Origin of the sequence: Pseudomonas citronellolis (assembly GCF_001586155.1) — a bacterium.
Lineage (GTDB): Bacteria > Pseudomonadota > Gammaproteobacteria > Pseudomonadales > Pseudomonadaceae > Pseudomonas > Pseudomonas citronellolis.
Genome location: NZ_CP014158.1, coordinates 168,979 through 182,041, shown reverse-complemented (window position 1 = coordinate 182,041; position 13,063 = coordinate 168,979). Strand labels below are relative to the sequence as shown.

Annotated in this window: 13 protein-coding genes; 1 reads left to right on the top strand and 12 read right to left on the bottom strand. The window is 66.4% G+C overall.

What is annotated here, in order from left to right:
- Window positions 1–100: 100 nt before the first annotated feature.
- The 9 genes from PcP3B5_RS00810 to PcP3B5_RS00770 all read right to left on the bottom strand — a co-directional run bounded on the left by PcP3B5_RS00810 (window position 101) and on the right by PcP3B5_RS00770 (window position 9,621).
- Window positions 101–1,597: an acetyl-CoA hydrolase/transferase family protein gene (locus PcP3B5_RS00810; protein WP_061560324.1), complete on the bottom strand. Its 1,497-nt coding sequence runs from the start codon at window positions 1,595–1,597 to the stop codon at window positions 101–103.
- 190 nt (window positions 1,598–1,787) lie between these two features.
- Entirely contained in the window at window positions 1,788–3,239 is a 1,452-nt protein-coding gene (locus PcP3B5_RS00805) for an NAD(P)(+) transhydrogenase (Re/Si-specific) subunit beta (protein ID WP_043318501.1), read from the bottom strand.
- Between the two features lie 2 nt (window positions 3,240–3,241).
- Window positions 3,242–3,562 (bottom strand): NAD(P) transhydrogenase subunit alpha part 2, encoded by a 321-nt coding sequence (locus PcP3B5_RS00800; protein ID WP_009614711.1) that lies wholly within the window; start codon window positions 3,560–3,562, stop codon window positions 3,242–3,244.
- Between the two features lie 62 nt (window positions 3,563–3,624).
- Window positions 3,625–4,743 carry a Re/Si-specific NAD(P)(+) transhydrogenase subunit alpha gene (locus PcP3B5_RS00795; RefSeq protein ID WP_061560323.1) on the bottom strand — a complete coding sequence of 373 codons (1,119 nt, stop codon included), beginning with the start codon at window positions 4,741–4,743 and terminating at the stop codon, window positions 3,625–3,627.
- Window positions 4,744–5,380: 637 nt separating this feature from the next.
- A complete protein-coding gene (locus PcP3B5_RS00790) occupies window positions 5,381–6,016 on the bottom strand; it encodes an SCO family protein (protein WP_061560322.1) in 636 nt (211 codons plus the stop codon).
- Between the two features lie 239 nt (window positions 6,017–6,255).
- Window positions 6,256–7,161 (bottom strand): heme o synthase, encoded by a 906-nt coding sequence (cyoE, locus tag PcP3B5_RS00785; RefSeq protein WP_043269951.1) that lies wholly within the window; start codon window positions 7,159–7,161, stop codon window positions 6,256–6,258.
- A gap of 28 nt (window positions 7,162–7,189) precedes the next feature.
- A complete protein-coding gene (locus PcP3B5_RS00780; RefSeq protein WP_061560321.1) occupies window positions 7,190–8,263 on the bottom strand; it encodes a COX15/CtaA family protein in 1,074 nt (357 codons plus the stop codon).
- Between the two features lie 37 nt (window positions 8,264–8,300).
- Complete coding sequence (locus PcP3B5_RS00775; RefSeq protein WP_009614702.1) at window positions 8,301–8,867, bottom strand: hypothetical protein; 567 nt, start codon at window positions 8,865–8,867, stop codon at window positions 8,301–8,303.
- On the bottom strand, window positions 8,845–9,621 hold the full coding sequence (locus PcP3B5_RS00770) for an SURF1 family protein (RefSeq protein ID WP_043269955.1): 777 nt from the start codon (window positions 9,619–9,621) through the stop codon (window positions 8,845–8,847). The genes PcP3B5_RS00775 and PcP3B5_RS00770 overlap by 23 nt, the downstream gene beginning before the upstream one ends.
- Window positions 9,622–9,650: 29 nt before the next feature.
- On the opposite strand from PcP3B5_RS00770, the gene PcP3B5_RS00765 reads away from it, so the two are divergent.
- Complete coding sequence (locus PcP3B5_RS00765) at window positions 9,651–9,854, top strand: twin transmembrane helix small protein (protein WP_009614697.1); 204 nt, start codon at window positions 9,651–9,653, stop codon at window positions 9,852–9,854.
- A 98-nt stretch (window positions 9,855–9,952) separates the two neighbouring features.
- On the opposite strand, the gene PcP3B5_RS00760 is transcribed toward PcP3B5_RS00765, so the two are convergent.
- From PcP3B5_RS00760 to ctaD, 3 genes are read right to left on the bottom strand one after another with little or no spacing between them, the layout of a single operon-like run.
- A complete protein-coding gene (locus PcP3B5_RS00760; protein ID WP_043269956.1) occupies window positions 9,953–10,840 on the bottom strand; it encodes a cytochrome c oxidase subunit 3 in 888 nt (295 codons plus the stop codon).
- A 19-nt stretch (window positions 10,841–10,859) separates the two neighbouring features.
- Complete coding sequence (locus PcP3B5_RS00755; RefSeq protein ID WP_043269958.1) at window positions 10,860–11,417, bottom strand: cytochrome c oxidase assembly protein; 558 nt, start codon at window positions 11,415–11,417, stop codon at window positions 10,860–10,862.
- A gap of 50 nt (window positions 11,418–11,467) precedes the next feature.
- Window positions 11,468–13,063 (bottom strand): cytochrome c oxidase subunit I, encoded by a 1,596-nt coding sequence (ctaD, locus tag PcP3B5_RS00750; RefSeq protein ID WP_009614691.1) that lies wholly within the window; start codon window positions 13,061–13,063, stop codon window positions 11,468–11,470.

The window sequence follows — 13,063 nt, the reverse complement described above, 5'->3', positions numbered from 1 at the left end:
TGGGATAAAAAACTGTTCGGAAGTGTTTTTACGTGGTTTTTTTCCGACTGTCCAGCCTGGCGGGCCATTCTTTGTGGAATGGCCCGCCAGGCACGCCGGATCAGCTGGCGGCGAGCATGTGGCCGCGTTCTTCCAGGTTGATGTGCCAGTTCATGGCTTCGCGCAGGAGGTGCGGGGTGTGCCCGCCGCGCTGGCAGGCGGCCTCGAAGTAGCCGGCCAGGGCATCGCGGTAGGACGGGTGCACGCAGTTCTCGATGATCACCCGGGCGCGCTCGCGCGGCGCCAGGCCGCGCAGGTCGGCCAGGCCCTGTTCGGTGACCAGGATGTCGACGTCGTGCTCGGTGTGGTCGACGTGGCTGACCATGGGCACCACGCTGGAGATGTTGCCGCCCTTGGCGATGGACTTGGTGACGAAGATGGCCAGGTGGGCGTTGCGGGCGAAGTCGCCCGAGCCGCCGATGCCGTTCATCATCTTCGTGCCGCCGACGTGAGTGGAGTTGACGTTGCCGTAGATGTCGAACTCCAGCGCCGTGTTGATGCCGATGATGCCCAGGCGACGCACCACCTCGGGGTGGTTGGAGATTTCCTGCGGGCGCAGCACCAGCTTGTCCTTGTAGCGCTCCAGGTTGCCGAAGACGTCGGCGTTGCGGCGGCTCGACAAGGTGATGGAGCTGCCCGAGGCGAAGCGTAGCTTGCCCGAGTCCATCAGGTCGAAGGTGGAGTCCTGCAGCACTTCGGAGTACATGGTCAGGTCTTCGAAGGGCGATTCCATCAGGCCGCACATCACCGCGTTGGCGATGCTGCCGATGCCCGCCTGCAGCGGCGCGAGGTTCTTCGCCAGGCGGCCGGCGTCCACTTCGCGCTTGAAGAAGTCGATCAGGTGGTTGGCGATGGCCTGGGTCTCGCTGTCCGGCGGCAGCACGGTGGAGGGCGAGTCGGGCTGGTTGTTGATGACGATGGCGACGATCTTCTCCGGCGGGATCGGGATGGCGGTGCTGCCGATGCGATCGTCGACCTTGGTCAGCGGGATGGGCGTGCGGGTCGGCCGGTAGGTCGGGATGTAGATGTCGTGCAGGCCTTCCAGGTTGGTGTTGTGCGCCAGGTTGATCTCGACGATCACCTGCTTGGCGAAGATCGCGAAGCTCGCCGAGTTGCCCACGGAGGTGGTCGGCACGATGTGGCCTTGCTCGGTGATGGCCACGGCTTCGATCACCGCGATGTCCGGCAGCTTGAGCTGGTGGTTGCGCAGCTGTTCGACGGTTTCCGACAGGTGCTGGTCGATGAACATCACCGAGCCGTCGTTGATCGCCTTGCGCAGGGTGCTGTCGACCTGGAAGGGCATGCGCCGGGCCAGCACGCCGGCCTCGGTCAGGTGCTTGTCGAGGTCGTTGCCCAGGCTCGCGCCGGTCATCAGGCTGATCTTCAGCGGCTGCTGCTTGGCGCGCTGGGCCAGGGCCTCCGGCACGGCCTTGGCTTCGCCGGCGCGGGTGAAGCCGCTCATGCCGACGGTCATGCCGTCCTGGATCAGGGCTGCGGCCTGGTCAGCAGTCATCACCTTCTCGAGCAGGGAAGGCAGGCGCACGCGATCACGGTACATGGAAAAACCTCAGGCTTTATAGGGAGTGCAAGGCGGCCAGTCTAGGGATTCGGCGATTTTTCGCCCTTATACCAAGGTCGAAAAATCACCCCGCCACCGCCTTCCTTACTACCAAAGTCCAGAGGGTTTTCCTTTGCGGCAAAGCAAGACACCGGCGCGCGGCCGGTGTCTTGTGGATCGACGGCTGTCGTTATTCGACGGCCTTGACCATGTCTTCGATGACTTTCTTGGCGTCGCCGAAGACCATCATGGTCTTGTCCAGGTAGAACAGTTCGTTGTCCAGGCCGGCGTAGCCGCTGGCCATCGAGCGCTTGTTGACGATCACGGTCTTGGCCTTGTAGGCCTCGAGGATCGGCATGCCGGCGATCGGCGACTTCGGATCGTTCTTCGCCGCCGGGTTGACCACGTCGTTGGCGCCGAGCACCAGCACCACGTCGGTCTGGCCGAACTCGGAGTTGATGTCCTCCATCTCGAACACCTGCTCGTAAGGCACCTCGGCCTCGGCCAGCAGCACGTTCATGTGGCCGGGCATACGGCCGGCGACCGGGTGGATGGCGAACTTCACGGTGACGCCGCGGTGGGTCAGCTTCTCCGCCAGTTCCATCAGCGCGTGCTGGGCGCGGGCCACCGCCAGGCCGTAGCCGGGGACGATGATCACGCTGTCGGCGTTGGTCAGCAGGAAGGAAGCGTCGTCGGCCGAACCGGATTTCACCGGGCGGGCTTCCTTGGCGCCAGCCGGGCCGGCGTCGTCGGCGCTGGCGCCGAAACCACCGAGGATGACGTTGAAGAACGAGCGGTTCATCGCCTTGCACATGATGTACGAGAGGATCGCGCCCGAGGAGCCCACCAGGGAGCCGGCGATGATCAGCATCGAGTTGTTCAGCGAGAAGCCGATGCCCGCCGCGGCCCAGCCGGAGTAGGAGTTGAGCATCGACACCACCACCGGCATGTCGGCGCCGCCGATGGGGATGATGATCAGCACGCCGAGGATGAAGGCCAGGGCCAGCATCAGGGCGAAGGCGGCGAGGTTGCCGGTGAACATGAACACCAGACCCAGGCCCAGGGTAGCCAGGCCCAGCACCAGGTTGAGCATGTGCTGGCCGGCGAACTGTACCGGTGCGCCCTGGAACAGGCGGAACTTGTACTTGCCCGACAGCTTGCCGAAGGCGATCACCGAACCGGAGAAGGTGATGGCGCCGATGGCCGCGCCGAGGAACAGCTCCAGGCGGTTGCCGGTGGGGATGGTGTCGCCCAGGTGCTGGACGATGCCCAGCGACTGCGGCTCGACCACGGCGGCGATGGCGATGAACACCGCGGCCAGGCCGATCATGCTGTGCATGAAGGCGACCAGCTCGGGCATCTTGGTCATTTCGACGCGCTTGGCCATGATCGAACCGGCGCTGCCGCCGATCAGCAGGCCGACCAGGATGTAGCCGATGCCGGCGGCGGCGTTGCCGCCCTCGGCCAGTTGCGCGCCGAGCTTGAACACCAGGCCCACGGTGGTGAGCACGGCGATGGCCATGCCGACCATGCCGAACAGGTTGCCGCGCCGCGAGCTGGTCGGGTGCGACAGGCCCTTCAGGGCCTGGATGAAGCAGACCGAGGCGATCAGGTAAAGGAGAGTGACGAGGTTCATGCTCATGGTCAGTGCTTCTCCGCCGGCGCTTTCGGCGCTTTCTTCTTGAACATTTCCAGCATGCGGCGGGTGACCAGGAAGCCACCGAACACGTTGACCGCGGCCAGGGCCACGGCCAGGGTGCCCATGATCTTGCCCAGCGGGGTGACGGTCAGGGCGGCGGCCAGCATGGCGCCGACGATGACGATCGCCGAGATGGCGTTGGTCACCGCCATCAGCGGGGTGTGCAGGGCGGGGGTGACGTTCCATACCACGTGGTAGCCGACGTACACGGCCAGCACGAAGATGATCAGGTTGTAGATCCCGTGGGAGATCAGCATTTCTTCCATCGTCTTTCACCGGTCTCTAGGCCGGGCAGAAGCCCGGCGGGTTCTTCTTTATTAAGGAGGGCTCAGCCGTTCTTGCGCACGGCCTGGCCGTCGCGGCACATCAGGCAGGCGGCGACGATGTCGTCTTCCAGGTTGACCTTGAAGCCTTCGGCGCAGAGGGTCAGCTTGAGGAAGTCGAGCAGGTTGCGCGCATACAGGGCCGAGGCGTCCGCCGGGACCATGGCGGCCAGGTTGGTGTGGCCGACCAGGGTCACGCCGTGCTTGACCACCACCTGCCCGGCTTCGGTCAGCGGGCAGTTGCCGCCTTGGGCCGCGGCCAGGTCGATGACCACCGAGCCCGGTTTCATCTCCTGCACGGTGGCTTCGTGCAGCAGCGTCGGCGCCTTGCGGCCCGGGATCAGCGCGGTGGTGATGACGATGTCGGCCTGCTTGGCGCGCTCGTGCACCGCCTTGGCCTGGCGCTCCATCCACGAGGCCGGCATGGGGCGGGCGTAGCCGCCGACGCCTTCGGCGCACTCGCGCTCTTCGTCGGTCTCGTAGGGCACGTCGACGAACTTGGCGCCGAGGGATTCGATCTGCTCCTTCACCGCCGGACGCACGTCCGAGGCCTCGATCACCGCGCCCAGGCGCTTGGCCGTGGCGATGGCCTGCAGGCCGGCGACACCGGCGCCGAGGATCAGCACGCGGGCGGCCTTAACGGTGCCGGCGGCGGTCATCAGCATGGGCATGAAGCGCGGGTAGTGGTTGGCCGCGAGCATCACCGCCTTGTAGCCGGCGATGTTGGCCTGGGACGACAGCACGTCGAGGCTCTGCGCCCGCGAGGTGCGCGGGGCGGCTTCCAGGGCGAAGGCGGTGATGCCGCGTTCGGCCATGCGCGCGATGTTGTCGTTGTCGAAGGGGTTGAGCATGCCGATCAGCACGGCGCCCGGCTTCATCTGCGCCAGTTCCTCGGCGCTGGGGGCGACCACCTTGAGCACCAGTTCGGCGCCCAGGGCGTCGGCGGCGGAGCCGATCTTCGCCCCGGCGGCCTCGTAGGCGCTGTCCGGCTGACAGGCATTGATACCGGCGCCACTCTGAACGATCACCTGGTGGCCTTGGCCAACCAGTTTCTTGATGGTTTCAGCGGTGGCGGCGACCCGTGTTTCACCGGCATGGGTCTCGAGAGGGACACCGATCTGCACTCACAAATCTCCTGCGTGATCCTTGAGTAGTCCGGCGCCGGAAGGCGGCCGGGTTGTCGAACTGGCAACGCATGCCGCGATAAGGGCGGGTCCAGAACCCGCTGGGCGTCGGCATTGTGCAATCGAGCCACTGGGTCGGCAAGAAGTTCTGAAGTAGTACTGAAAAAGGACTACAAGTCACGTTGGGACCCGTAGTTCCCCCGTCCCGGCAAGGGGCGCGTGCGCCCTGGCTTTTAGCCTAATTGCCTATTGTGACCCGGGGAAAACGCTATCCCTGGTGTGAATGTTTGCTCATCAGAACCCCCGGCAACCCGGTGAGAGGCCCGTCAATCCTGCCTCAGGCGTATCTATAGGTGTTAATTAATGTTTTTAATCCGAAATATGAGTGATCACTGATGCCTGGAATTCCGTAGCAGATTTTTTACATTGACTACAGAGTCAGAAAATCCCTGGCGACAGCCTCACGGCGCATGTTTCCTGGCTTTCGGGCAGGCGTCGGGGCAGACCTTGAAAAACAGACTAGTCCAAGGCTGTGCAGGCGGGTGATGAAAAAAAAGAACGGCCACCCGAGGGTGGCCGTTGCCTGGCTGCGACAAAGCAGCGCGGTGAATGGGCCGGCTGCGCGCCGGCGAATGGCTCAGCCCTGGTCGGCGAGCACCTTGGGCAGCTGTTCGGCGAGCTTGGCGTTGTTCAGCGGCGCGCGGATGAAGCCGTGCTGGGTGCCGTCCGGGCCGATGATGACCAGGTTGCCGCTGTGGTCGACGGTGTAGTTGGGCTTGCTGGTGTCGGCCGGGATGTAGGGGATGCTCATGGCGTTGGCCAGCTTCTGGATGGCCTCGTCGCTGCCCACCAGGCCCTGGAAGCCGGCGTTGAAGAAGCCCAGGTACTCCTTCAGGCGCGCCGGGGTGTCGCGGTGCGGGTCGACGCTGACGAACACCACCTGCAGCTGCGCGCGCGCTTCCGGGCTCAGCTTGCCCTGCAGTTCGCGCAGCTGCGCCAGGGTGGTGGGGCAGACGTCCGGGCAGAAGGTGTAGCCGAAGAACAGCAGGCTCCAGCGGCCCTTGAGGCTGGCGGTGTCGAACGGCTTGCCGTCCTGGTCCTGGAAGGTCAGCGCCGGCACCTCGCGGCTCTGCGGCAGCAGCACGATGCCGGCGTCGAGCAGCGCGGCGGGGTCGAGGCGGTGTTTCTCGGTGAGCACCTTCTGCACGGTGAGGCCGAGGATGACGGCGACTATGGCTACCAGGATGAGGACGGTCTTGTTGACTCGGGACATGGGGTTCTCGTGGTCGGGAGAGGTCGAGGGGCGTTCGCGAGCAAGGGCTAGGCGCGCCCTCGCTCCTGCAGGTCGGTCCTGCGGGGGCTTTTCGTAGGAGCAACTGTCATGCGCCGAGATGCTCTTCGTAGGATGGGTTGAGCTTGCGATACCCATACGGTCGTGCTGATGGGTATCGCTTCGCTCAACGCCATCCTACGAAAAGCCGTGCTTCCCGGAAATGCTCGCGAACCCGGTTGTTACAGCGCCATGTGGATGGGCAGGTAATGGTCCACCAGCAGGGCGATGAACAGCAGGAACAGGTAGGCGATAGAGTACTTGAAGGTACCGATGGCCGCATGGGGCCTGCTGTCACGGTACAGCGCCCAGGCCCAGTCGAGGAAGCGCGCGCCCAGGGCCAGCGCGGCGAGCAGGTAGACCAGGCCGCTCATGTGGATGGCGAAGGGCATCAGGCTCACGGCGAACAGCACCAGGCTGTAGAGCAGGATGTGCAGCTTGGTGTAGCGCTCGCCGTGGGTCACCGGCAGCATCGGGATCTCGGCCTTGGCGTACTCGTCCTTGCGGTGCAGGCACAGGGCCCAGAAGTGCGGCGGCGTCCAGGCGAAGATGATCAGCACCAGCAGCAGCGGCTCGGCCGACAGGTGCCCGGTCACCGCCACCCAGCCGAGCATCGGCGGGGCGGCGCCGGCCAGGCCGCCGATCACGATGTTCTGTGGCGTGGCGCGCTTGAGGAAGCCCGTGTAGAGCGCCGCGTAGCCCAGCAGCGAGGCCAGCGTCAGCCAGGCGGTGAGGGCGTTGGTGAAGGTCAGCAGCAGGCTCATCCCGGCCAGCGCCAGGAGCAGGGCGAAGCCCAGGGCCACGCTGGGCGAGAGCCGCCCCTCCACCAGCGGGCGGCGGTGGGTGCGCGCCATGATCGAGTCGATGCGCCGGTCCACCACGTGGTTCACCGCCGCCGCCGCGCCGGCGCACAGGCCGATGCCCAGGTTGCCGAACAGCAGCACCGTCCAGGGCACGCCGCTGCGGGTGGCCAGCAGCATGCCGATCAGCGAGGTGATCAGCATCAGCAGGACCACCTTGGGCTTGGTCAGCTCCAGGTAATCGCGCCAGCCGGGTTGGCTGCGGGTGCCGCTCAGTACGCTGGCCATGTTCGACTCTCCGTTCGTTGAAGGGGGTTCAGCCTTGCGAGGGATAGGCCACCGGCCGCTCCAGCGCCGGCAGTGTGCGCGCTCTGCCGGCCGCAGCGACCTTGGCGACGCGGACCGGCGCGCGCAGGCGGTAGTTGACCAGCACCAGGCTCAGCAGCAGGCAGGCGCCGCCGCCGTTGTGCGCCACCGCCACCGGCAGCGGCAGGTGCAGCAGCACGTTGCTGATGCCCAGGCCGACCTGCAGCGACAGCGCCAGCAGCATCAGCGCGGTGGGGTAGATCAGGCCGACGCGCTGCATGCGCCAGGCCAGCACCAGCAGCACCGCCACCACGCAGAAGGCGCCCATGCGGTGGGTCATGTGGATGGCCGTGCGGGCGTCGCTGTCGAGCTGCCCGCCCAGGTAGTTGGGGCCGATGTGCTGGGTCAGGTGGAAGCCGTTGGCGAAGTCCATCTGCGGCCACCACTGGCCGTGGCACATGGGCAGGTCGATGCAGGCCACCGCCGCGTAGTTGCTGCTCACCCAGCCGCCCAGGGCGATCTGCAGCACCACCAGGGCCAGGGCCAAGGCCGCCAGGCGGCGTGGCGCGCCGGCGCGTTGCAGCGGTTGCACGGCGCCGGACAGGCGCAGGGCGAGGAGGAACAGCAGCGACAGGGTGGTGAAGCCGCCGAGCAGGTGCGCGGTGACCACCTGCGGCCACAGCTTGAGGGTCACCGTCCACATGCCGAAGGCGGCCTGGGCGATCACCACGCCCAGCAACAGCAACGGCAGGCGCAGCGGCTGGCCGTCGCGGCCGCGGCGCAGCAGGGCGTGTACCGCAAGGCCAGCGATGAGCAGGCCCAGGGTGCCGGCGAAGTAGCGGTGGATCATCTCGTTCCAGCCCTTCTGCGCTTCCACCGGGGCCTCGGGGAAGTGCTGCTCGGCGTGGGCCAGCTGCGCCTCACTGCTGGGCACGTGGATGAAGCCGTAGCAGCCGGGCCAGTCCGGGCAGCCCAGGCCGGCGTGGGTGAGCCGGGTGTAGGCGCCGAGCAGCACCACCACCAGCGCCAGGGCGGTGGCGAAGGCGGCGACGTAGAAGCCGGGTTTACGCGGTGTGTTCGTCATGCACAGCCCCCGTTCTTGTTGTTGTCGTGGCCTGCGCTCAGCCGATGTGGGAGAGCTTCAGCAGCAGTTGCAGGTCACCGAGGATCTGCTTGCCGTTGGCGCCGGCGGCGTAGCGCAGCACCAGGTTGCCGTGGGGGTCGACTATCCACAGCTGCGGTGCCTGCTCGCCGGCGGCCGGCTGCAGGGCGTAGCGCTTCAGGCGCGGGTAGTCCTTGTCCAGCTGCGCCTGGAAGTCCGCCGGCAGCGCCTGGGCGGCGGCCAGGGCATGCTCGGCGCGGTTGGCGTCGCGGTTCAGGCCGATGTTGATCTGCCGCGCCAGGTACACCAGTTGCTGGCAGTCGGCGGCGCAGGCGGCGGGGGCGGTGACCAGCAGTTGCCAGCGGTCGCTCGCGGCGTCGGCCTGCACGCCCAGGTCGGCGGGCGTGCTGCCGTTGGCGATCAGCTCGCCGTGGTAGCTGCGGCTTTCCGGCACCCAGAAGCGGAACTTGTACATGCCGGTGGCCAGCAGCATCGGGCCGAATACCACGGCGAGGATCAGCAGCAGTTGCAGGCGCCCGCGGTTGCGGCGGCGCAGCTGGGTTTCATCGAGGGTCAGGCTGGTCATGGGCGGGCTTCTCCCGTGCGCGGCGGATGCCGAGATAGAGGTAGAGGGCGAACAGGGCGGTGGCCATGGCGAACCACTGCACGGCGTAGCCGGTGTGGCGTTCGGGGGCCATGGCGACCACCGGCCAGTTGGTCTCGAAGGCGGCGTCGCCCGGTTCCAGGCGCAGCTCCAGGGCCAGGCCGTTGCGGTCCAGGGCCTGCCAGGTGGCGTCCGGGTCGACGCGGGTGATCAGTTGCGGCCAGGCCTGCTGCCGCACATCGGCCAGCTGCAGGCCGCCGGGCGGCGGGACGTAGGCCCAGGCGTCGAGCAGCAGGTCGCCGGCGGGCGTGTCGAAGGCCGGCGGCACGCTGCGGTTGGGCCAGGGCAACCAGCCGCGGTTGACCAGCAGCCAGAGGCCGCTGGCCTTGTCGTGGAAGGGCTGCAGCACCTCGACGCCGGCGGCGCCGTCGCGGGTGCGGTTGTCCAGCAGCAGGGTATGTTCGGCGTCCAGGCGGCCCTGCAAGCGCACCCGCACGTAGGCGGGGTTGGCCAGGCGTTCGAGCTGCGCGGCGGGGATGGGCGCGGCTTCGCGGCGCGCTTCGGCGGCGGCCAGCAGCACGCGTTTCTCGGCGGCGCGGGAAAGCTGCCAGCAGCCCAGGGCGACCAGCAGCGGGAGCAGCGCCAGGACCACCAGGGTCGGCGCCAGGCCCGGCCGGAAGACCGCCGCCACGCCGTGGCGCGGGCGGGAGTCGATGGCGTGCTGGCTATACTGCAAGTTACCCCCTCAGCAATCGGAGCCAGGTCATGCTCAAGGCCGCGATCGTCGTTCTGCTGCTGGCCACCGTGGCCAGCCTGTTCAGCGGGTTGTTCTTCCTGGTCAAGGACGAGGGCCACGGTTCCCGTGTGGTCAACGCCCTTACCGTGCGGGTCATCCTCGCCGCCCTCACCCTCGCCCTGGTCGCCTGGGGCTTCTACTCCGGGCAGTTGGTCACTTCCGCTACTTTCTGACTTCCTGCTCTTGCTCTTCGTAGGAGCGAGCTTGCTCGCGAACGACTCCGCAGCGGGGCTGGCTCGCGAGCAAGCTCGCTCCTACAGGGCGTGCCTCCTCAAAGCACGTAGACGAAGATGAACAGCCCGATCCACACCACGTCGACGAAGTGCCAGTACCAGCTGGCCGCCTCGAAACCGAAGTGGTGCTCGGCGTCGAAGTGCCCGCGCAGGATGCGGATCAGCATGATGCTCAGCATCAGCGCGCCTATGGTCACGTGGGCGCCGTGGAAGCCGGTGAGCATGAAGAAGGTGGTGCCGTAGATGCCCGAGCCGAGGGTCAGGCCCAGTTCGCTATAGGCCTCGTGGTACTCGTGGGCCTGCAGGAACAGGAAGGCCACGCCCAGCGCCACGGTGATCGCCAGCCAAAGCTTCAGCGGGCCGCGGTGGTTCTTCTTCAGCGCGTGGTGGGCGAAGGTCACGGTGAAGCTGGAGGTGACCAGCAGGATGGTGTTGATCAGCGGCAGCTTCCACGGCTCGATGACTTCCTTGGGCGGCGGGAACAGCTTGTTGTCCGGGTTGCTCAGCAGCGGCCAGGTGTACTGGAACTGCGGCCAGAGCATGTGGGCGATGCCCTTGTGGCCCTCGCCGCCCAGCCAGGGCCCGGCGAAGTGGCGGATGTAGAAGAGCGCACCGAAGAAGGCGGCGAAGAACATCACCTCGGAGAAGATGAACCAGCTCATGCCCCAGCGGAACGAGCGGTCCATCTGCGGGCTGTAGAGCCCGGAGCGGCTCTCCTTGATCACGTTGCCGAACCAGCCGAACAGCATGTAGGCGACGATCAGCCCGCCGGCGAAGAGGATCCAGGGCCCGTGGGAAGCCTCCTTGCCGGCGCTGTAGTCGTTCATCCAGGTGCCGACGCCGAACAGCGTGGTGAGCAGGCCGATGGTGGCGATGATCGGCCATTTGCTCTGGGCGGGAACGTAGTAAGGATCGTGGGTTGCCATTCTTGTTCTCCTGGGCCGGTCAGCGGTCGTTGCTGGCCACCGGTGGCTTGCGTGCGGTGATGTCGAACAGCGTGTAGGCGAGAGTGATGCGGTGGACGTCCGCCGGCAGGTCGCGGTCGACGATGAAGCGCACCGGCATCTCGATGCGCTCGCCGGGCTGCAGGACCTGCTGGGTGAAGCAGAAGCACTCGGTCTTGTGGAAGTAGCGCGCGGCCGTGGAGGGCGCGATGCTGGGGATGGCCTGGGCGGTCATCGGCTTGTCGGTGGGGTTCTGCGCGACGAACAGCATCTGGTTCACCGCCCCGGGGTGCACCACGATCATTTCGCTCTCGGGGCGGAATTCCCAGACCATGTCGATGTTGTTGTTGGCCACGAAGTCCACCTTCACCTGGCGCGCCATGTCCACCTGCTGGAGGCCGCCCTGGTAGGCGCTGCCTGAAGTCTTGCCGTTGATGCCCAGGGCCTTGCACATGACGTTGTAGATCGGCACCAGGGCGAAGCCGAAGGCGAACATGGCCACCACCACCACCAGCAGGCGGGTGACCAGCTTGCGCGTCTCGATATTGCCGTCGCTCATGTTCTATCCCTCCTGCGGGAACGGCCAGGGCCGTTCCCGCGGATGCCGGTTCATTTCACTTCCGGCGGGGTGCTGAAGGTGTGGTAGGGCGCCGGCGAGGGCACCGTCCACTCCAGGCCTTCGGCGCCGTCCCAGGGCTTGGCCGGGGCCGGCTTGCCGCCGCGGATGGTCTTGATGACGATGAACAGGAACAGCAGCTGGGTGGTGCCGAACAGGAAGGCGCCGATGGACGAGACCATGTTGAAGTTGGCGAACTGCAGGTTGTAGTCCGGAATCCGCCGCGGCATGCCGGCCAGCCCCAGGAAGTGCATGGGGAAGAAGGCCATGTTCATGCCGATGAAGCTCAGCCAGAAGTGCAGCTTGGCCAGGGTCTCGTCGTACATGTGCCCGGTCCACTTGGGTATCCAGTAGTACACCGAGGCGAAGATGCCGAAGATCGCCCCGGGCACCAGCACGTAATGGAAGTGCGCCACCACGAAGTAGGTGTCCTGGTACTGGAAGTCCGCCGGGGCGATGGCCAGCATCAGCCCGGAGAAGCCGCCGATGGTGAAGAGGATGACGAAGGCCACGGCGAACAGCATCGGCGCCTCGAAGGTCAGCGAGCCCTGCCACATGGTCGAGGCCCAGTTGAACACCTTCACCCCGGTGGGCACGGCGATCAGCATGGTGGCGTACATGAAGAACAGTTCGCCCACCAGCGGGATGCCGACCACGAACATGTGGTGCGCCCAGACGATGAACGAGAGGAAGGCGATCGAGGCGGTGGCGTAGACCATCGAGGTGTAGCCGAACAGCGGCTTGCGGCTGAACGCCGGGATGATCGCGCTGACCGCGCCGAAGGCCGGCAGGATCATGATGTACACCTCGGGGTGGCCGAAGAACCAGAACACGTGCTGGAACAGCACCGGGTCGCCGCCGCCGGCCGCGCTGAAGAAGCTGGTGCCGAAGTGGATGTCCATCAGCATCATGGTCACGCAGCCGGCCAGCACCGGCATCACCGCGATCAGCAGGAAGGCGGTGATCAGCCAGGTCCAGACGAACAGCGGCATCTTCATCAGCGTCATGCCCGGGGCGCGCAGGTTGAGGATGGTGGCGATCACGTTGATCGCGCCCATGATCGAGCTCATCCCCATCATGTGCAGGGCGAAGATGAAGAAGGTCACGCTGTGCGGGGCGAAGGTGGTGGACAGCGGGGCGTAGAAGGTCCAGCCGAAGTTGGGGCCGCCGCCGGGCATGAACAGGGTGCTGACCAGCAGGCCGAAGGCCGCCGGCAGCAGCCAGAAGCTGAAGTTGTTCATGCGCGGCAGGGCCATGTCCGGCGCGCCTATCATCAGCGGCACCATCCAGTTGGCCAGGCCGACGAAGGCCGGCATCACCGCGCCGAACACCATCACCAGGCCGTGCATGGTGGTCATCTGGTTGAAGAAGGCCGGCTCGACGATCTGCAGCCCCGGCTGGAACAGCTCGGCGCGGATCACCATGGCGAAGGAGCCGCCGAGGAGGAAGGCGCAGAAGCTGAACCACAGGTACAGGGTGCCGATGTCCTTGTGGTTGGTGGTCAGGACCCAGCGCATCAGGCCCTTGGCCGGGCCATGGTGGTGCTCGCCGGCGTGCGAATGCTCGGGATGGTCGATCACAGCGCTCAT